Origin of the sequence: Paenibacillus sp. FSL R5-0749 (assembly GCF_038595085.1) — a bacterium.
Classification (GTDB): domain Bacteria; phylum Bacillota; class Bacilli; order Paenibacillales; family Paenibacillaceae; genus Paenibacillus.
The window spans coordinates 4,922,776-4,941,620 of record NZ_CP152005.1 but is presented as its reverse complement, the minus strand read 5'-3'; the positions used below and the strand labels follow the sequence as shown (position 1 = coordinate 4,941,620).

The window sequence follows — 18,845 nt, the reverse complement described above, 5'->3', positions numbered from 1 at the left end:
GAACAGGAGGGATTCATATGCAGGTTTGGAACGAGACACCCTTATTGGACACAGATACCCTGCGTCAACGGATGAGAATACTTGCCGCACTGGATATCATATTTTCGGAGGAAGACTGGCTGCGTGTACATCATTATGAAAAAGAACTTCAGCCAGGTGTGGCATGGGGAAGCATCGATAATGGCGCAGGTGATCATCTGCATGTATTATTTACGAATTCAGGCACATTGATCAAGGGATTTGATCATGAGTCACCTTTAAGTCCGCATGCTCGTGAGGATGGAGAGATCTACCCGGGCATGTACGATGAAGCGCCGAAGACATTGATGACTGTTCTGCGGGATCATGAGGAGACATTGGATCTGGAGAATGTGACCTTTTGCCTATGGCAGGAAGGGGACGACTTGTCATGGAAGGTTGGTAACTGGATTCGGATGGCGATAGCCGAGGAAGGTGAAGCGGACGCTAGAGGTGGTGCAGAATTTTTGCTGGAGTACTTGAATAAAGACTCGGAAGATTACGTGGATTGGGCCAAAGGGTACTATGATATGCCAGACCTACCGTTGGAAGCTGTAGCTGAGATATATGAAGAAAAACCGGTGACTGCCAGCCTGATTAAGCAGTTGTGTCCTGAACGAAATGTGGCAGCCGCACTGGATGAGTTGCAGCACCGCGGGTATGGCGTGGAACGAACGTGATGGAGTAGCAAAGGAGGTAGGTAGGCCGTGTACACTGAACAGTTAGAACGTATGCGTGAAAAGTTAATCAATCTCCGAAGTCTGGATTCGGATTTGGACTTGTTCGGCGCAGAGAGCCATGCATATGAGATGTCAGCTGTATGGACACAGGAGGATATTGCACAGTTCGAGCAGAAATGGCGAATTAAATTGCCGGAGGACTATAAGGTATGGCTTCTACATATGGGGACGAGTGGTGCAGGGCCTTATTATGGTCTGGAGAACCCGGATGACGGTGTATACGCTATGCTTGGTTATGATGATGAGCTGAATGCGATCTCGGACCCTTTTCAATTCACGGAAGCATGGAACTGGAACTATGACTGGTTCGATGACAGCAAGGAAGAAGAGGAATGGTATGCTCTGGAACACGAATATTTTGATCCAAAATGGTCGGCAGGCATGCTGCGCATCAGTGATTTTGGTTGTGGCATCTCCATGAATCTGATCGTTAAGGGAGCCTCCTACGGAGAGATCTGGGTTGATGACCGGGCTAACCGCAATGGAATTTATCCTGATCAGTATTGGGGCAATACGAATCGACTGCATTTTCTGGACTGGTACGAGTTGTGGTTGGATCGTTCGATCCAGCAAATGCACGAACAAAAGCAATCATCTGGAGCAAACGAAGTCTGAAGGAGGTTGTACATATGGGCTGGGAATATGGGATAAGAACAACGGAACCTGCGATTTTACCTGAAGTTGTGGAACGTCTGGCAAGTGCACTAACGTTTACCGAAGTATATAGTTTGGAACACCAAATCAACGGCTTTGTGTTGAAACGTGAAGATTCGTCCTGGCCTACAGCCCTTGAAGTGTGGATAGAAGAGGCATCCGGGTTGGAAGAGGTTGCGGACGGGGAGTCGTATATCTACTGTTTGTTTCATGTGTGGGGCCAAGAGGCACGGAGCTGGATGCAACAGATGGAGCGAGAAACCAGGCAGGTAGATGGCGGTTTAACCTGGTTTGAAGTCTAATTAGTAGTGAAATTGCATGAACAGGCGTGATCCTATGGCTAAACAATCGCTCATCTATCCGTATCGGGGTCCGCAGCGAAATGTGGGATTTGTATTATCCCCTTTATACATAATCGGTAATTTGTAAAAGAGTTAATCTTGTTTGTATTGTTCATACGTGTACATCATTCGGTATTTAGACGTTGAAACTCTTATGTAAAAAGCTCCCTCAGGTGATGGCGGAGCTTTTTTTGATGAGCCAATAATAAAACCGTTTGCTTCACTCACCCGTCTTATACCATAGAAAGAGAGAGAAGGAGGGATGCGGGGTGGAAACAAAAGCAGAGCTGAACCAGAGGATCTATGTACAGACCGAAGATGAGACGGTATTTGTGCAATCCATTATGGAACATCAAGATACGCTCATTTCCATTGCCTACAGTTACCTGCGTAATCGGCAAGATGCGCTGGAAGCTGTGCAGGAGATGACGTGCCGTGCTTGGGTTAAACGTCGTACGCTGAACAATGAGAAGGCGTTCAAGTCGTGGATCATTCGGATACTGATCTATGTCTGCATCGATGAACAGAGGCGCCGCAAGCGGGCGACACCTCTCGCCAAGGAGGAACTGGAGGACAGCATTCCGGCCTCTTGGATGATCAGTGTTGATGATAATCGAATTGCGATGGAATCTCTTTTGCAAAAGGTGAAACCCAAATATCGCCATGTATTATTGCTGAAATATTATAACGACATGACACTGACAGACATTGCCTCCATCCTAGGCAAACCGGAAGGGACAATCAAGACCTGGCAGCACAAGGGACTCCAGCAGTTGCGCAAGTTGATGAAGAACAGGAGGGATTGGCATGACCACTAACCCGGAGGAGAAAGCACTTCTTGCAGACGCATATCAGGTGAAAAGAGAGAAACAGCACTGGAATTCGGCGGATACAACTGCGGCAATTCAACGTGGTCTCGCGAAGGCCAGAACCAGACGATCAGGTCGGAGCGTTCGTATCCAATGGATTACGGGAGCTCTGGTTACGGTCCTGGTAGCAGGATGGTTTCTTGTGGGGCCGCTTGGGAGTTATGGGCAAGAACAGGCAACATATACTGAGCCTATAGCCAACTGGGGCGTACTTGAACCCTTTCGTGGCCTGCTAAATTCGGATATGGACAGTGCTACGATTACTTCAACGCTCAATAACGGTTATGTGCAACTTGTAGATCAGACGGTTACATCGGGCATATATACGTTTACGGTGAATGCAGTTATGGCGGATGAGAATCGAATAACGGTATTGTATACTGCCCAAACGGATGCTTCACAGGAAATGTATTCGACTGTCAATATGAAGATGACGGACGCATCGACAGGTGTTTTGCTTGACAACGGCAGCTCAGGTGGTGTGTATTTTTCGAAGGATAAACATATCGTGTATGGCCGAAGTACAATTGATCGAGATCGAGACAAACCATTACCTAAGCAAGTAAATCTACAATTCCAGTTGTCCTCAGTTGTACCAGATGTGGTGAATCATGCAGACAACGGGGAGAAAGAACGAAAATATCAATTTTCCAAAAAAATGAATCTTTCTTTTCCACTGGATCCCAAGTTTTCTATCCCCAAAACGGAAATCATTAACGTTAATCGGACTTTTGCGCTTGGAGGTTATGAGGTCATGTTGTCCGAGGTTGAAGTATCTCCACTTCTAACTCGGGTCAGGCTTGTTTATGCACCTGATCAAGAGATCGATTACAAAACGAAATTGTTGATCAGTGAGGTCGTCCAGCCTATCGAGATTGTAACTACCGCTAAAGACGGGAAGCAGACCAACTTATCCACGACATTCGGGAGTGGAACGGAAGACGGAATGATGTATTCTTTCAGCAGCAATTTTCTGGATAATCCGGAGTCAATGGTTTTAAAAATTCGTGGCAAACCAGATAAGGTCTATGATGATTTACAGGAAGCCCAGAAGGATGAACTGGAGATCAAAATCAAATAAATAAAATAGGATCGATGGTTGAGATGAAGTCATGGCAATGGTTATGACTTCATCTCATTTTTTTGTTTTTTCACGATATCTGATCTGCTGTTGCATAAAAGTGAGAATTGTTGTCTTTTTGCAGTTTTTGTATTGTCACAGCCGAAGTTACACGATATAATCGATTTGTCTTTGAGGATAATATTATAAAGGATGGTGAAATTTTGAAGAAATTTTCGATGCTGTTACTCGCTATAACTCTATTGTTGATAACTGTCTTCACAGCCCCGTCTACATATGGTGCGGCCAGTTATCCAAACACAGGTACAAACGGATTGACTGGTTTTGCAGGCAGTGCCAAGAATGAAAATGGTGTATCCAAGTCAGCTACGACAGGTGGTAAAAACGGTCAGGTGGTTTATGTTAGTAATCTCAATGACCTGAGAACACACATGGCGGGCTCTACGGCCAAAATTGTCGTCGTTGAACAGAATATTTCCTCTTCTACGTTGCAAAAGGTTGAGTTTGGAGCGAACAAGACACTGGTAGGTTCCTTTGGCAAACATACATTAACGAATATTCATTTCAGATCCACAAGCAGTTCAAGCAATGTAATTTTTCAGAATCTGACTTTTGAACACGCTTCCAATATTAATGCCAATGATGATATCCAGATGTATATCACTTCAGGCTCCAATTACTGGATCGATCATGTAACGTTTGCTGGTCACAGCTACAGCTCTGGCGGTAGTGATCTGGACAAACTGCTGTATATCGGTGACCGCGCCGATTATATTACGATTAGCAATTCCAAATTTGCAAACCATAAGTATGGCGTTATCCTCGGTCATCCGAATGATGGTAACAGCAGTTACAATGGCGTCCCTCATGTGACGATGTCCAACAATTACTTCGAAAACTTGTATGTACGTGGTCCTGGACTTTTAAGATACGGTTACTTCCATCTCAAAAACAACTATGCCAACAACTTTAATCAGTCCATCACCATTGGTGAAAAAGCACGGATTTATTCCGAAAACAACTACTTTGGTGCAGGCGCTGAAAAGGGCGGCATCCTGGATGACAAGGGAAATGGGGAGTTCACGGATAGCGGCAGTACGCCAGCCCTGACAAGTCCGATTTCTCCTAAAACGAACTGGAGACCAAGCTCCAATTACAGTTATCAGGTAGAGAGCGCCAGCTACGCGCGTGAGTTCGTCACCAAGTATGCAGGCTCTTCCAATACGACACTTGTGTTCGGTAAATAAGAAATTATCTTGATAATTAATTAGCGATTAACCAAGAAGCCTTTCTTGTACGTAACAGCGTATAAGAGGGGCTTTTTATGTTTTTTTTATACGGAAGCGTATTAAATAAAAGTTAATATTTAATTTTGTATTCGGAATACCGATATACATAATGTAGCGCTGCTTTCATATTTGTGAAGTAACATTGTACTATGGCGGTGGCCTGAGCGTTGCGTTGAAATATGCACGGAAGCAAACCATTAAGAGGCCGATGTGAGTGCGAGTATGCCCTACAATCGTAAACTTATTTTATCTAAAGGACGGGGTATGCATGAATCGTATTGACGAAATTATATGGAAACGGAACAAGATCATCAGCATCATTTTGTGGGTTGTGTTAATTGTAGGATTTTCAGTAGCTTTAATTGAGCCCAAATTATTTATTTCCAACGGTATTGTGATCTTGTATGGAATCTGGCTCGCATACGCAAACGCCAAAAAGAAGCATATTCATCTCATTCCTTGGGTGAACACGGTGCTCATCTCGTTGTGCGGGGTATTCGCCGGATGGGGAAGCGTTGAACCGCTGCTTGCTATGCTTATCTCTTCAATCTTGCTTATTTATCCAAACAAAAAATGGTTTATCATCGGATTTTCGGTTATGCTCGCGAACAATATTTTTCAACTTTGGATTATTCCTACAACAACTCAGGATCAGTTCGTAACTAATGCAATTAATGTAGGACTATTCGCCGTTGCGGGTGGAATCTTGTTGATGGTGTCCTATCTGAACCAAAAGCTCTTTCATGAAAGTGAAAAAAGATGGAGCGAGGTCGAAGCGTCGCGGACCCGGGTGGAAACGATGCTTGAACGGGTCAAGGAGTCTGTTGGCGGGCTGTCTCGTTATACAGATCAATTGAAGCAAAAGGTGGATTCAACAGGTTCCATTACCCATGAAGTGACCCTGGGATTCAGTGAGGTTGCCAAGGGTGTGGAGTTCCAGGCGACCAGTGTGGCGGAAATTTCGGAATCCTTATCCGTATCGGATCAGCATATTAAGGATGTTGCGCTGTATTCCCAGCAGATGAAAGAGGTGTCTGCAAGTATGGCAACGAGCACGCAAACAGGAAGCGAACATCTGAACCAACTGAACAGTCAGATGCAAGACTTATATAAAACGATCAATCAAACGGCGAGTGACATGCAAAAGTTCAATGAGGAAAGTGAATCCATGACGCTTATGCTGAACAGTATAGCGGATATCGCAACTCAGACCAACCTGCTTGCGCTCAATGCAGCCATTGAAGCGGCTCGTGCAGGCGAGCATGGACGCGGATTTGCGGTTGTATCCGAGGAAGTGCGCAAGCTGGCCGAGAGCTCGGGTCAATCCGCGAGTGATATTTCAACCATCCTGTCTCGGTTAAAAGGACAAACGCAGGCACTGACAGATCGCTTCGAACGTATTCGTCTATCCTTACAACAAGGTAGAGACAGCGTTCAGACGGCAGACGAAGTGTTCCGTACGATCAACAGCAACTCTCAGCATGTGTTGAATCAAGCGACAGATATTGAGACGAGTTCGGCAACAATGAAGGAATCTTCTACTAGAGTAGTGAATGAGGTTTCCGAGATTTCGAGTGTAACGGAGCAATCCAGTGCAGCGGCAGAAGAGATCCTGGCGAGCATGGAAGAACAGCGTAACTTAACACAGAAGATGGTGGAGAGCTTCGGAGAACTGGAGCAGCTGATTGTGAATCTGAATGAGTTAGTCTCGGATCATCAGGCATCTTCCGTGGAGAATAAACTTTAATACCAGATTGTTGAAAGTTCGTCTGTGCGTATTTATCGTGCTGGACGGGCTTTTTTCATCTGGAGTATAAGTTGATGCCGACAATTTTTTCCGATACAGTGTTGTGTAGAGTGTGAAGAGGATGGTGGAGAACGAACTATGAATTGGGTGGAGATTAGCAAATCCAAAGATGTGGAGCAAGTCAGAGAAGCTGTCGGTGTCTTGGATATCAACGAACAGGATGATCGCGGGCGTACACCGCTGATGCTCTTTTTGACAAATCGTATGCCGATTGAAGCGATCCGTTGTCTTCTCGAAACAGGTCCTGACTTGGAACTAGAGGACAAACTTGGGGATACCGCGCTGAAAAAAGCGGTGAAGTTCAAGCAGCTTGAAGCCATTCCGTTATTGATTGAACATGGAGTCAAACTGGATGCTCCCCATGGAATTCAGGCTAGTGCCTGGAACGCAGCCAGACGTAACCCGGATATCGCAGACATGTTACTGGACACTCAAGGAGCAGTCAGACTCAAGCTGACCCAGGCGGAACAAAGTGTTGTCGATGAAATTTTGTACGAGGAGTCTCCAGACAAGGCGGCTGCCCAAATCCGTGCACTGAATTCAGCTGTACTCCTTCATGCCATCGTGAACGGGTACAACTGGGACGACAGTCCTGAGCCGATGATTGCAGTGTGTGAACATTCCGAATGTGCAGAGATTACGCGGTTAGACATGGCAGAACTGCTGGATGCGGACTACTGGCTTAAGATGGATGAAGATGAAGTCAACGAGAGAGAAGATGGTCTGGCTTATCGTCAGCTGGCAGAGCGATTATCCCAAAGAGGCTAGATGAGAGAATCCAAGGTTGAGTAGTGAATTCAATGGAGTAAAAGGTATATAAGCCAGAGAGCCAGAGTGGATCAGTTGCAGGCTGGAAGTATCGAACATTTCTATATGATTGAGAGTGGGAAGCAGCTCTGTCGACCGAAAAGGAGTATGAATAGCTATATGGTTTGTGTACAGATGATGTTACCTTATGGGGGAGTAAAAGGTTGAAGAATAAAGCAGGGAACGACAGATCGGGTTGCGATGTACATACATATTCGTTAGGAATGACAATTGCATCGAACGTGTGCGTCTCTATGATCAGCATTCGTTCAAAGACATGGACTGGCCCGATACGGAGGACGGCAGATATGCCAGAGCTTATCTGGAACCCATCATGCAGCAAGGGTCCCGGAGTTATATGTCCAACGTGGAGACCACAGTGCTGCTCGCCCGGATCGACGATCTCGTTATTCCACTGACGGTGAATGATGCAGAGTATGATAATGCTTACGTCTGTTCGCCATATACGCATTACGTGAGTTACGCGAAGCAGGAATTGAGCATGTTGCAGAAACCCGTGTTGGAAAAAGGCCTTAGTGCGCTGCTCAGTCTAATCGGTTGGGGAATGAAGCAATCACAGATTAACAAAGTCGTGCATGTGAACAACTGGCTGTTGTCCACCAATCTCTATCCAGCCCTGTCCGGTGAACAGGCAGAATGTTTGCTTGCAGTAGTACAAGAGAGATACCCGGAGCACGTCATTGTATTTCGCTCCTTGTGTCCGGGACTTCATCCCGATCTGACGGCGAGGCTAACCGAAGTGGGGTGTCGACTGATTCCGAGCCGACAGATCTATCTGTACCAAGCGAATGATCCGAATTTTGGTAACTCAAAATCACGCTGGCTCTTGAAGAGGGATTACGAATTGTTGGCCAAGCACGAGTATGAATTTGTTTCCGAAGTAGAAATGACAGATGCAGATATTCCGCGAATCGTGGAGTTGTACAAGCGGTTATATCTCGAAAAATACTCCTATCACAATCCGCAGTTCACCGAACGGTTCATTGCTGCTGCGATGGCATCAGGAACACTCAGGCTGTATGGACTGCGAAAGGAGGGGCGCTTGGACGCGGTCATGGGTTATTTCTGCCGAAATGGAATCATGACAACACCGTTGTTCGGTTACGATACAGCGGTGTCCCAGTCCGTCGGACTATACCGCATGTTATCCGCCTGTCTGATCAGACAGGCTCGGGAGAACGGCCATCTGTTGCATGAGAGCGCGGGAGCAGCTCAGTTTAAGCGCAATCGGGGTGCTGTGGCGGATTTTGAGTATTCGGCTGTGTATGAGCGCCACCTTCCATGGGGCAGACGCTGGTGCTGGATGCTGCTTGATCGGTTGCTGAATCGCATAGGTGTGCCGCTGATGCGCCGCATGAAGCTGTAAACAGACACAATAACGTTTTACGCTGCCCTAGGAGGGGGGCATACAGGTTTGACTGCACACATGTACAAACAACTGGTTATCGTGATACGCACACTCCTATCACAATCGCCTAAATTAGACATGCTCTGCGAGTTGCACCTCGAAGCCATCTGGATCTGTAATGTAAATAAACCGTAGATGCGGATGGGGCTGGATGGGGCCGCGTACAATCGGAATATTTAGCTCTGCCAGTCGTTCCATCGCTTCATCCAGCGAGTTCACCTCATACCCGATCGACACGCCAGCCTCTGGTTTAAGAACGGATTCACTGCTCTCAATCAGTTCCAGCTTGGTTTCATTCTCCATGCCGAGCATGGCAATCTGCCTTCCGCGGCTTTCGAATCTGCGCTGAATGGGAAGTCCGAGCATGTCGTGATAGAACCTGAGCGAAGCTTCCAAACTACTGACCCTCAGCGTGATCCAGTTTAATTTGATCAACATGGGTGAATTTCTCCTTTTTCTTGCATGATATGTATTTTGGTTACGTTCATTATACGATAGGTGCTACCAGGAACCTACTCCTTATCAGTAAACAATAAAATAGCTGCCGAGATATTCGGCAGCCAAATCGTGTAATCTCCGTTCGTTCCGTTGGTTCTATCAATTATTGAATGAGATCCACTGCACCTTGTGGTACAAATGCCTCTACACCGTTATAGACAATGACACCTTCCAAAGCTTTCTTTTTGCCGTTCACCAGTGCAATATTTTTATAGATTTGCAGTTCCAGCTTGGTGTTGCCTTTGGTAACGAGGATCTTTGGATTTTTGGCGTCAGTGAGATCCAGCTTATATGTTGCGCCTTTGGCTGTAAATGCCTGTTTGGCAGGTACAAACAATTGTTTGTTCACGCTGTCCAGATCGAGATCCAGTACACGTGCCATATATTTGGCGACATCCGTGTTGTCGATTACCCCGAATGGACGGTCATTGTTGGGAGCATACGTGTAAAGTACGACATCTCCACCTGTATGACCACCGGTTGTCCAACCAATCCCTGCGCGTTTGCTGATCATTGGACCGATTGCATAGTTAAGACTACCCGGCTCAGCCGTTTTAATTGTGGCAATCTCCTCGGAAGTCAGATCGGTAATGCCATAGTATTGTTTCATCACTGCTTTGATGTTTGTACGCTTGGCATTCAGCTTCGCTTCAACACCCTCACCTGTCAGTTTGGCCTTTTTCAAAGGTCCGATAAATGTGGACAACGGCTCTTTATCATATGTTCCAGTTGTGGAGGTATTACCGATTGTGAGTCCACCGTTCTGGTGGTCAGTTACAGCCACAACCGCAGTCTCTCCGTCCGTTTTGGCAAAATCCATGGCTACTTTTACGGCATCATCAAAAGCCAGCACATCACTGATAATACCAATCGGATCATTGGCATGAGCTGCCCAGTCTACTTTACTACCTTCAACCATCAGAAAGAAGCCGTCTTCGTCTTTGGACAGAACTTCAATCGCTTTGGATGTCATCTCAGCAAGACTTGGTTGCTTCGCTGGATCACGGTCCATATTGTAAGCCATGCCCGCTGGTGCGAACATCCCCCACAGCTTGTTCGAATCGGATGCTTTCATTGCAGCCGGTGTAGTGACGTAATCGTAACCCAGTGCTTTGATGGACGAAACCAGATTCTCGCCGTCTTGGCGACCCGCAGGCTCAAGGTATTTGCTACCTCCGCCCAACACAACATCCATGCCATTATAGACTTGTTGTTTACTGAGGGCATCATAGTTTTTCCGATCCGGGTAGTGAGCAGAGAAGTCCGCGGGTGTGGCGTGCATAATCTCGGATGTGGATATAATACCGGTTGCTTTGCCAGCTAGTTTGGAAGCCTCCAGTACAGAAGCGACCGGTTTTCTTGCGTCTCCAGGCGCAATCGCCTTTTGCCCAGGCATCGTAGCTTTGTCCGGCAGTACACCGACGAATCCGGTATGCGATTTGTAGCCTGTTGCAAAAGCAGTTCCAGCAGGAGCCGAGTCCGCAATCGGCGCATCTGCAGAGTGTGTACGAACCATGCCGCTTGCCATGGAATCCAGCGTCAGGGACGAGCCCTTATACCAACGAGCCAGAGCAGTGGCATCGTTAGCCATGCCGTCGGGAATGAGAATAATCACATTTTTAATCGGTGATGCTGATGTCGTTGAGGTGGTGTCTTCCACAGCCCACGCTGCACTTCCTCCTCCGAGTGTAGCTGTAACAATTGTTGTCACCGCGAGCATCATTTTGGCTGCACGGACATTAAAACGGTTTAACATGAATGCATCCTCCTAGAATATATGTATAGTTTGTTTTGTATCCTGAGCCCAGTGTATACAACCAATGCTAAACCAATGTATGAAATGGATTAACTATATGTAAAATTTACGATTAAATGAAAAAAGATAGATTTTAAGCGAACTGTAATCTGTTTTGTTATATCGTCGGTTCTGTATATAATTAAAACTTATAACCCACGGAACATTCGGAGCGATATGATCTATGTTGAATTGTGGTGTGAGAGAAGGAGGGGTGTAGATGTATCGAATCGGAATCGTAGGGCCGAGGCCATCCATTGAGCGAACCATGCGTGCGTTGCAGGGACACGATCTGGGGGCGAGCTACGAGCCATATGCCTATGAACATGCAAGAGAAACGGGAGACATCATTAGACGAAATCGGGAGAATGTACACGGATGGGTATTTACGGGGCCGATTCCTTATCTGAGTGCTCAGGCTGAACTTTCGGAAAAAGAACATGCGATATACTGCCCTCCTACTGGGGCCAGCTTGTATAAGGCGATGCTTCAGGCCATTTACACCTTGGACAGTCCGGTGAAAGATATCTCCATTGATATGACGGACAACGAGAGCTGGGGGTTGATGGACAGTCTGGAAGAGCTGAATATCTCACAGGAGCAATTACGTAAATACGTGTTTTCCATCGATTACGATGTGGAAGAAATGATCGGGTTTCACGTGCGGCATTGGCAAGAGGGGATTACCAAAGCAGCGATTACCTGTCTGTACGCGGTGTATGAAGGTCTGGTGGAACGCGGGGTACCCGTCTTCAAAATTGATTCAACCAAGCAGGAAACGGTTCAAGCCGTACGTATGTTAATAGAACAGATTCGCAGTTCAGCGTTCAAGGATAGTCAGATAGGTGTGCTCATGATTGAGATTGATCGATTACATGAAGCGGGAGAACTGTCGACGGAGCGGTATCAGTTGCAGTATATGGAGCTGAAGATCAAGGGAGTGCTGCTGCGACACTGTGAACAAATTGATGGATCACTTCATCAGGACGGCACCGGAAGGTACCTGATGTATGGTTCGAGAGGTGTGATGGCCCGTAGTATGGATTCACTGCATTCGACCATGCAACAGTTGGAGCTGGATACAGACTTGCCTTCCTTCGGCGGGATTGGGTTCGGGGAGACGGCATTTGATGCCGAACGACATGCACGTAAAGCTATTCAGTACGCCAAGGATGATGAGGCTGGACGGATTATTATCTATGAGACGGATGGAACCATTGTCGAGGCGGCAGGAGAAGACCACGAATTATCCTACGAAACTTATTCAAGTGATATTGAATTGCTGGAACAATTGAACAAGGCAGGCGTCAGTATTCGTACATTCCAGAAAATAAAGGCCTACATACGCCGAATGGGCAAAGAAGAATTTACAGCCGGTGAGTTGGCTTCAGGGCTCTCCATGACCATCAGGCACGTACAACGTATTATGGGCAGTCTTACTGCTTTTGCACTGGCCGAAATTGCTGGCAATGAGCTGAATACAAGGCGCGGAAGGCCTAGTAACCGTTATCGTCTCTTGCGTTAGGTTAGCGAACATAGAACAAATTACTAAAACCGATGATGCAACCTTATGTCTCTTGTCCGTGTGGAGAGGACAAGATGACAAGGCCGGCTCAGCGGTTTTTTTATTTCAAGTGTTAAAATACATAACACAGGTATTGAACTTTGTGCAGGGATAATTATATAATGTCCTAAAATTACGACATTTTCGTTAAATGTACGTTAATGATCTGCTAACGGGGACAAGACCTTCATCAGACTTGTTCAGTCTATCCAGAGGCAGTTCCAACACAGTCAGGGGGTTGTTTGCATGGTCAAAGCGGACAGACAGGAGAACACAGGACTTTTTGGTTGGGTAGAGAAAGTAGGGAACAAGCTTCCCAATCCGTTTTTATTGTTTATCTATCTCATTGTCGCCCTGATGGTTGCCACACTGGTGTTATCGCTCTTTAATGCGATGGCACATAACCCGATTGATGGGGAACAGGTACATGTTAAGAACTTGCTGAGCAGGGAGGGAATTCAGTGGCTGTTGCCGAATGTGGTCAAGAACTTTGCTGATTTCAAACCACTGACTTCCATCCTGGCTCTGGTGCTGGGCATTGGTCTGGCGGAGAAGGTGGGTCTTCTCGAAGCGGTTATGCGTAAAATGGCTGTTCGGGTACCTGCGCGTTACGCCAGTTATCTCGTCATTTTCATCGCTTTTTTCAGCCATGTGTCCTCGGATGCGGCGCTTGTGATCATGCCTCCGCTTGGAGCGCTGATCTTTCTCGCGGTAGGCAGACATCCGGTTGCCGGATTGATTGCCGCCATTGCAGGGGTTGGCGCAGGTTTTACAGCCAATATGCTCATTGTGACCACCGATGTATTGCTGTCAGGTATTAGTACTGAGATTGCAACCTCTGTAGATCCCAATGTGGGCGTTACGGTTCTGGATAACTGGTACTTTATGTCCGCTTCGGTTATTGTGCTGACTCTCGTTGCCGGGTTCATGACGGACAGATTCCTTGAACCACGTCTGGGCCGTTACGAAGGGGAGCGAGTGTATAAGCTCGAAGCACCGACACCTGAAGAAAACCGGGCATTACGTGCATCGGGGATTGCTGCATTGCTTTTTATCGCAGTCATTTCATTCCTGGTGATCCCTTCGAATGGCGTTCTTCGTAACCCGGAAACGGGAAGTGTCATGGGTTCGCCTTTCCTGGCCGGGATTGTTCCTGTCATTTTACTGTTCTTCTTTACCGTAGCGCTGACTTACGGCATTAAACTGAAAGTGATCCAAAATCAGAACGATCTGCCAAAACTGCTCATTGAACCGATCAAAACGATGGCTGGTTTTATCGTGATGGTGTTCCCGTTGTCCCAATTCGTGGCGATGTTCAACTGGAGCAACATGGGCAAATTTCTGGCACTTACAATTACCGATTTGCTAGAAAAGACAGGCATTAATGGCATTCCGGTGGTGATCGGATTGATTTTCCTGTCGGCATTGCTGACGATGTTCATCGCAAGTGGATCAGCGATCTGGTCCATTCTTGCCCCGGTATTTATTCCAATGATGATGCTGCTTGGATTCCATCCGGCATTCACTCAGGTTATTTTTCGGGTATCGGATTCGGTCGTTATTCCATTGGCTCCGGTATCGCCTTTTGTACCGCTGTTCGTAGGATTTCTGCAGGAGTACCGTAAAGATGCGAAGCTGGGAACGTATTATTCACTGATTTTGCCATATTCGATTGCATTCTTCTCGGTGTGGGTGGTTATGGTCATTCTATGGTACGCCTTCAACTTGCCACTTGGTCCGGGAGTAAACGCAAGATTGTAGGGGATCAGCAGAGCAAGCTTAGTGACGTATAACGTTGAATGAGTCGTGTAGGTCTGAATACACGATCAAATAGATAGAGGTTGGAGAGAGGGGAAATAACATATGATGGATATTATCGCACTTCGCCGGGACCTGCATGCACATCCTGAACTGGGATTTACGGAATTTCGTACGGCGACCAAAGTGGTGCAAATCCTGACGGAACTGGGGTATAGCGTCACTTACGGAAAAGATGCAATTGATGACACATCACGGCGCGGGTTGCCGAAGCCCGAAGTCTTGGAAGATGCATATCAGCGTGCCCTCCGTGAAGGTGCAGATCCGGTGATCGTGGAACAGATGCGAGGAGGATTCACCGCCGTAGTTGCTGAAATTCAAGGGGAGCAGGAGGGGCCAACGACAGCGTTCCGCTTCGATATGGATGCATTGCCGATCCGTGAGAGCAAGTTGGAACAACATGCACCGCAAGCAGCACAATTTCGTTCCCGTCATGAAGGCATTATGCATGCCTGTGCACACGATGGGCATACAACGATCGGACTGGCGCTTGCAGAACGGTTGAGTAACCGGAAGTTTGCCGGCAAGATTCGGCTGTTATTCCAACCTGCCGAAGAAGGTGTGCGCGGAGCATATGCCATGGTTGAAAAAGGAATGCTGGAACAGGTGGATCGCCTGTTCTGTATGCACTTGGGTACCGGTGTGCCATCCGGTCATATTAGAGGTGCGTCTGCCGGATTCCTGGCAACGACCAAGCTGGAAGCACATTTCACCGGTGTATCTTCCCATGCAGGGGCTACACCGGAGGAAGGCCGGAACGCGCTGCTGGGCGCAGCGACCGCCATGCTCAACATTCATGCACTTCCCCGCTTCAGCTCAGCAGATACCCGGATTAATGTAGGCATTCTGGAAGGTGGAACAGGGGCCAATATTATTGCTGAGCATGCCCGCATGGTTATTGAGACACGTTCGACCAGTGAAGAAACGAATCGAGAGCTGGAGCGCCGCGTGCGGAACATCATTGAGCATAGCGCAGCCATGCACGAACTAACCGCTTCCGTTGAAGTGGTTGGAAGTGCCATCCCGATTCGATGTGATATGGAACTTGCAGAGCTTGCGGTTCAGCAAGCGGAAGGCATCGCTGGTTTCACCCATGCGGAGGCTATTTCGGATAGTGCTGCTCTCGGCAGCGAGGATGCCAGTTATATGATCCGGCGAGTCCAAGAGCAAGGTGGCAAAGCCACGTATATGATTGTTGGCAGCGAGTTACCTGCCCCGCATCATCATCCCGAATTTGATATTGATGAAGCGGTATTGGCCCCTGCGGTGGAACTGCTGGAGAAATTGGCACGTACCCTGCAAACAACAGATCTCTAGGATGGTCGATATTCATGACTAGGAGTTAGCTGTCTGGATCATCAGGATGGAAGCTAAGTTCAGGCCCGCATGAAAAGTGCGGGTTTTTCTGGTTAGCCCTTGTATGGAGAATAAGAAGATGATAAAAAAGATATTGCGAACGCTTACATTATGTGCTAACATCACCATAACAACAGGATTGTAACCGTGTTAAGGGCAATACCTGTGTCAGTTCATTCGTTGGTTCTTTGTTCATCAGATGAATGATTGCGTTTACATTATCATATGGAATGAGCCTCATTCCTCAGGGTTGTTACTGATTGCAGGCAAAACCTGAATTGAGGGCAGCAGATCACGCTAAAGCGATGTCTGTTTGCCTTCGGTTCAGGTTTTTTTATACAAAAAATGCCTGAAGGCATGACCGCAAGCGCAGTTGCGGATATTTCGAGCAGAAAGGAGTGCGGCAGATTAAGTTTTCTGAAATAGAGAAATAGACTCATCCAGACATTGGAATACTGATTCAAAGATGCACATTTCCAATGCAATTATCCCATCACACACTATTTGACAGCGAGGAGATTGTTGACATGAAAAGCATTAAACGTTCGATTGCCATAGCAACCATTCTGGGTTTATGTGTATCCGGGTTACCGGCATATGCAGCAGGAAATACAGCAACCTCTTCTTCAGCAGCGATGGACAAGCTGATCCAATCGGAGCTTATTCGTGGCAGCGGTCAAGGTGTTAATGCGGCTTATTTGAATAAAAAAGCTACACGCATTCAAGCCGCAGTACTGTACTTGCGTTTGTCCGGATTGGAGAAAGAAGCACTCACCTATCAGGGATCGGTAACGTATGACGATGCGGCTCAGGCAGGAAAAGTATTGCAACCGGTCGTTGGCTACTTGAAGCAGCATCCGTATGTGGCTGAGATCGTAACGGGAACGGAGAAATTTGAGCCTAATGCACCCCTTACAGCGGAAGATTATGCCACAATGCTGTTGAAGGTGCTTGGATATGAAGTAGGTACGGATTATGAGCAAGGGGCGGCTTCCACCTATGCGGCTGGGAAAGGAATCAAGGCACTTCAAGGGAAGGGAGCGAGTGAGCTTACCAATCGACTGATGGCCGAAGCAACTGCACAGGCTTTGCAAACACAGCTTAAGAACGGCAATGGAACCTTGGAGCAGAGCTGGTTGAAACATAAAGAAGCTGGCGCGTTCAAACCTCAAACGTTGCAACAGACCAAATATGGTGCGATTGAGGGCAAAAAATATGAGCAATATGGCACGCTCGGCTGGCTCGGTGTTCCATACGCCGCACCTCCGGTAGGTGAACTGCGTTGGAAAGCTCCACAAGAACCTGAAGCTTGGGCAGGAACTAGATCGGCTAAGGAATTTGCAGCGAACAGCTTGCAGATCTCCGGCAAGAATACAGTAGGCAGTGAGGATTCACTGTACCTCAATATCTGGCGTCCTGACACAACCAGTTCTAAACTTCCGGTGATGGTGTTCCTGCACGGTGGCGGGAATATGACCGGATCAGGTAAAGATTTTCAGGGTGAACAGCTTGCGCGGAGCACCAACAGTATCATCATCTCCGTGAACTACCGTCTGGGGGCCCTCGGATTCTTCGAGAATGCAGCGCTGAAAACCGGCAATGCCCTGGATGACTCCGGTAACTATGGTCTGCTCGACGCATTCCGTGCACTGGAGTGGGTACAGGATAATATTGCAGGGTTTGGCGGAGATACAAGCAAAGTTACATTAGCCGGACAATCTGCTGGTGCGCGTGATGTGCTGGCAACACTGATCTCTCCGCTTAGCAAAGGGCTGTATCAAAAAGCAGTTGCTTTCAGCGGAGGATTGACGACAGCATCACCGGGAGAAGGTGAGCAAAAATCCCAGGATGTACTCGTGAAGCTGCTTGTACAAGAGGGGAAAGCGGCTAATGCAGAAGAGGCAAAAGCCTGGATAAGCAAGCAATCTCCGGCACAGCTGGAGAGCTACCTGCGTGCACTGCCGGCGGACAAGCTGGTCACAGCGTTTGGTGCAACCGCAATCCGTATGGAGCCATTCCCGCATCTGTTCCGGGACGGCACCGTGATTCCAAAAGAAGGCTTTGAAGCCATCCAGAACGGCAATTACACGAAAGTTCCTGTATTACTGGGCAGCCTGGAAACGGAGTTCTCCGGATTTGCCTTTGGTGATCCAAACTTCGCTCCAGCTATTGCGGATGGAACGCTGTTCACCGATGAAACCAAGGCGGAGCAATATGCTGCTGCTCTGAAATACGGTAGTGAAGCTTATGCAGGCTTTAATGCAGAGCGTGTCGCGGAGCAATTGACCAGTGAAGCCGGTCAGCCGCCGGTATATGCTTATCGTTTTGCTTGGGGTACACAACCTGGGGTCATCTCTGAGCGTTTGCTCACGTTACTGGGCGCACCACATGGTGCGGATATGGACTTCTATACAGGGCACGCCGATGGCATTGCTGCCTATTTCCCTGAGGGATACTTTAGCGAGACGAACAAACCAGGACGTGATGAGTTGTCCATCGCGATGGCAGCATACCTGAAGCAGTTCCTGTACACAGGCAATCCAGGTACGGGTGGTTCCCCTAATCTTGCGGCATGGACACCTTGGACGAAAGATGCACAAGCACCGATCATGCGTCTGGATGCAAGTAATACAACGGCAGAGATTGGCATGTCCACACAATATAATCAAGGCAAAGAAGCCGTAATGGCGAAGATGAAAAAAGAATTGTCTGAAGAAACATACAAACTGTTGACGGAAAAAGTGTTTGCAGGCCGTTTCTTCTGGGAATAAGGATCACC

At 47.5% G+C, this 18,845-nt stretch carries 15 protein-coding genes; 13 read left to right on the top strand and 2 right to left on the bottom strand.

The window, feature by feature from the left end; genetic code table 11:
* Positions 1-17 precede the first annotated feature (17 nt).
* The 9 genes from MKY85_RS22075 (at position 18) to MKY85_RS22035 (ending at position 8,993) form a co-directional block, all read left to right on the top strand.
* A complete protein-coding gene (locus tag MKY85_RS22075) occupies positions 18-698 on the top strand; it encodes a hypothetical protein (protein ID WP_339256667.1) in 681 nt (226 codons plus the stop codon).
* 27 nt (positions 699-725) lie between these two features.
* Positions 726-1,373: an SMI1/KNR4 family protein gene (locus MKY85_RS22070; protein ID WP_339256665.1), complete on the top strand. Its 648-nt coding sequence runs from the start codon at positions 726-728 to the stop codon at positions 1,371-1,373.
* Between the two features lie 14 nt (positions 1,374-1,387).
* On the top strand, positions 1,388-1,714 hold the full coding sequence (locus MKY85_RS22065) for a hypothetical protein (RefSeq protein ID WP_339256663.1): 327 nt from the start codon (positions 1,388-1,390) through the stop codon (positions 1,712-1,714).
* Between the two features lie 308 nt (positions 1,715-2,022).
* Complete coding sequence (locus MKY85_RS22060; RefSeq protein ID WP_339256661.1) at positions 2,023-2,571, top strand: sigma-70 family RNA polymerase sigma factor; 549 nt, start codon at positions 2,023-2,025, stop codon at positions 2,569-2,571.
* Positions 2,561-3,703 carry a DUF4179 domain-containing protein gene (locus MKY85_RS22055; protein WP_339256659.1) on the top strand — a complete coding sequence of 381 codons (1,143 nt, stop codon included), beginning with the start codon at positions 2,561-2,563 and terminating at the stop codon, positions 3,701-3,703. The genes MKY85_RS22060 and MKY85_RS22055 overlap by 11 nt, the downstream gene beginning before the upstream one ends.
* 218 nt (positions 3,704-3,921) lie before the next feature.
* Positions 3,922-4,950: a pectate lyase gene (locus MKY85_RS22050; protein WP_339261487.1), complete on the top strand. Its 1,029-nt coding sequence runs from the start codon at positions 3,922-3,924 to the stop codon at positions 4,948-4,950.
* 310 nt (positions 4,951-5,260) lie between these two features.
* Positions 5,261-6,739 carry a methyl-accepting chemotaxis protein gene (locus MKY85_RS22045; RefSeq protein WP_339256658.1) on the top strand — a complete coding sequence of 493 codons (1,479 nt, stop codon included), beginning with the start codon at positions 5,261-5,263 and terminating at the stop codon, positions 6,737-6,739.
* A 138-nt stretch (positions 6,740-6,877) separates the two neighbouring features.
* Positions 6,878-7,567, top strand: a complete 690-nt coding sequence (locus MKY85_RS22040) for a DUF4274 domain-containing protein (RefSeq protein ID WP_339256657.1) — start codon at positions 6,878-6,880, stop codon at positions 7,565-7,567.
* A gap of 316 nt (positions 7,568-7,883) precedes the next feature.
* Entirely contained in the window at positions 7,884-8,993 is a 1,110-nt protein-coding gene (locus MKY85_RS22035) for a GNAT family N-acetyltransferase (protein ID WP_342570760.1), read from the top strand.
* 114 nt (positions 8,994-9,107) lie between these two features.
* On the opposite strand, the gene MKY85_RS22030 is transcribed toward MKY85_RS22035, so the two are convergent.
* Together MKY85_RS22030 and MKY85_RS22025 are read right to left on the bottom strand one after the other, a co-directional pair.
* Positions 9,108-9,473 carry a VOC family protein gene (locus MKY85_RS22030; protein WP_339256653.1) on the bottom strand — a complete coding sequence of 122 codons (366 nt, stop codon included), beginning with the start codon at positions 9,471-9,473 and terminating at the stop codon, positions 9,108-9,110.
* A 163-nt stretch (positions 9,474-9,636) separates the two neighbouring features.
* On the bottom strand, positions 9,637-11,256 hold the full coding sequence (locus MKY85_RS22025; protein ID WP_339261486.1) for an alkaline phosphatase: 1,620 nt from the start codon (positions 11,254-11,256) through the stop codon (positions 9,637-9,639).
* A gap of 292 nt (positions 11,257-11,548) precedes the next feature.
* Between MKY85_RS22025 and MKY85_RS22020 the strand changes: the two genes are divergently transcribed.
* The 4 genes from MKY85_RS22020 (at position 11,549) to MKY85_RS22005 (ending at position 18,837) form a co-directional block, all read left to right on the top strand.
* A complete protein-coding gene (locus MKY85_RS22020; RefSeq protein WP_339256651.1) occupies positions 11,549-12,853 on the top strand; it encodes a hypothetical protein in 1,305 nt (434 codons plus the stop codon).
* Between the two features lie 285 nt (positions 12,854-13,138).
* Entirely contained in the window at positions 13,139-14,653 is a 1,515-nt protein-coding gene (locus MKY85_RS22015; protein WP_342570759.1) for an AbgT family transporter, read from the top strand.
* 102 nt (positions 14,654-14,755) lie between these two features.
* Complete coding sequence (locus MKY85_RS22010) at positions 14,756-16,027, top strand: amidohydrolase (protein ID WP_339236468.1); 1,272 nt, start codon at positions 14,756-14,758, stop codon at positions 16,025-16,027.
* Positions 16,028-16,593: 566 nt separating this feature from the next.
* A complete protein-coding gene (locus MKY85_RS22005; RefSeq protein WP_339256647.1) occupies positions 16,594-18,837 on the top strand; it encodes a carboxylesterase family protein in 2,244 nt (747 codons plus the stop codon).
* The last annotated feature ends 8 nt before the right edge of the window (positions 18,838-18,845 follow it).

What these genes read in the sequence shown, in the direction of transcription:
- MKY85_RS22065 (WP_339256663.1), top strand. Translation starts at nt 1,388, where the DNA reads ATGGGCTGGGAATATGGGATAAGAACAACGGAACCTGCGATTTTACCT.
- MKY85_RS22020 (WP_339256651.1), top strand. Translation starts at nt 11,549, where the DNA reads ATGTATCGAATCGGAATCGTAGGGCCGAGGCCATCCATTGAGCGAACC.
- MKY85_RS22040 (WP_339256657.1), top strand. Translation starts at nt 6,878, where the DNA reads ATGAATTGGGTGGAGATTAGCAAATCCAAAGATGTGGAGCAAGTCAGA.
- MKY85_RS22010 (WP_339236468.1), top strand. Translation starts at nt 14,756, where the DNA reads ATGATGGATATTATCGCACTTCGCCGGGACCTGCATGCACATCCTGAA.
- MKY85_RS22025 (WP_339261486.1), bottom strand. Translation starts at nt 11,256, where the DNA reads ATGATGCTCGCGGTGACAACAATTGTTACAGCTACACTCGGAGGAGGA.
- MKY85_RS22055 (WP_339256659.1), top strand. Translation starts at nt 2,561, where the DNA reads ATGACCACTAACCCGGAGGAGAAAGCACTTCTTGCAGACGCATATCAG.
- MKY85_RS22005 (WP_339256647.1), top strand. Translation starts at nt 16,594, where the DNA reads ATGAAAAGCATTAAACGTTCGATTGCCATAGCAACCATTCTGGGTTTA.
- MKY85_RS22030 (WP_339256653.1), bottom strand. Translation starts at nt 9,473, where the DNA reads ATGTTGATCAAATTAAACTGGATCACGCTGAGGGTCAGTAGTTTGGAA.
- MKY85_RS22075 (WP_339256667.1), top strand. Translation starts at nt 18, where the DNA reads ATGCAGGTTTGGAACGAGACACCCTTATTGGACACAGATACCCTGCGT.
- MKY85_RS22050 (WP_339261487.1), top strand. Translation starts at nt 3,922, where the DNA reads ATGCTGTTACTCGCTATAACTCTATTGTTGATAACTGTCTTCACAGCC.
- MKY85_RS22045 (WP_339256658.1), top strand. Translation starts at nt 5,261, where the DNA reads ATGAATCGTATTGACGAAATTATATGGAAACGGAACAAGATCATCAGC.
- MKY85_RS22035 (WP_342570760.1), top strand. Translation starts at nt 7,884, where the DNA reads ATGGACTGGCCCGATACGGAGGACGGCAGATATGCCAGAGCTTATCTG.
- MKY85_RS22015 (WP_342570759.1), top strand. Translation starts at nt 13,139, where the DNA reads ATGGTCAAAGCGGACAGACAGGAGAACACAGGACTTTTTGGTTGGGTA.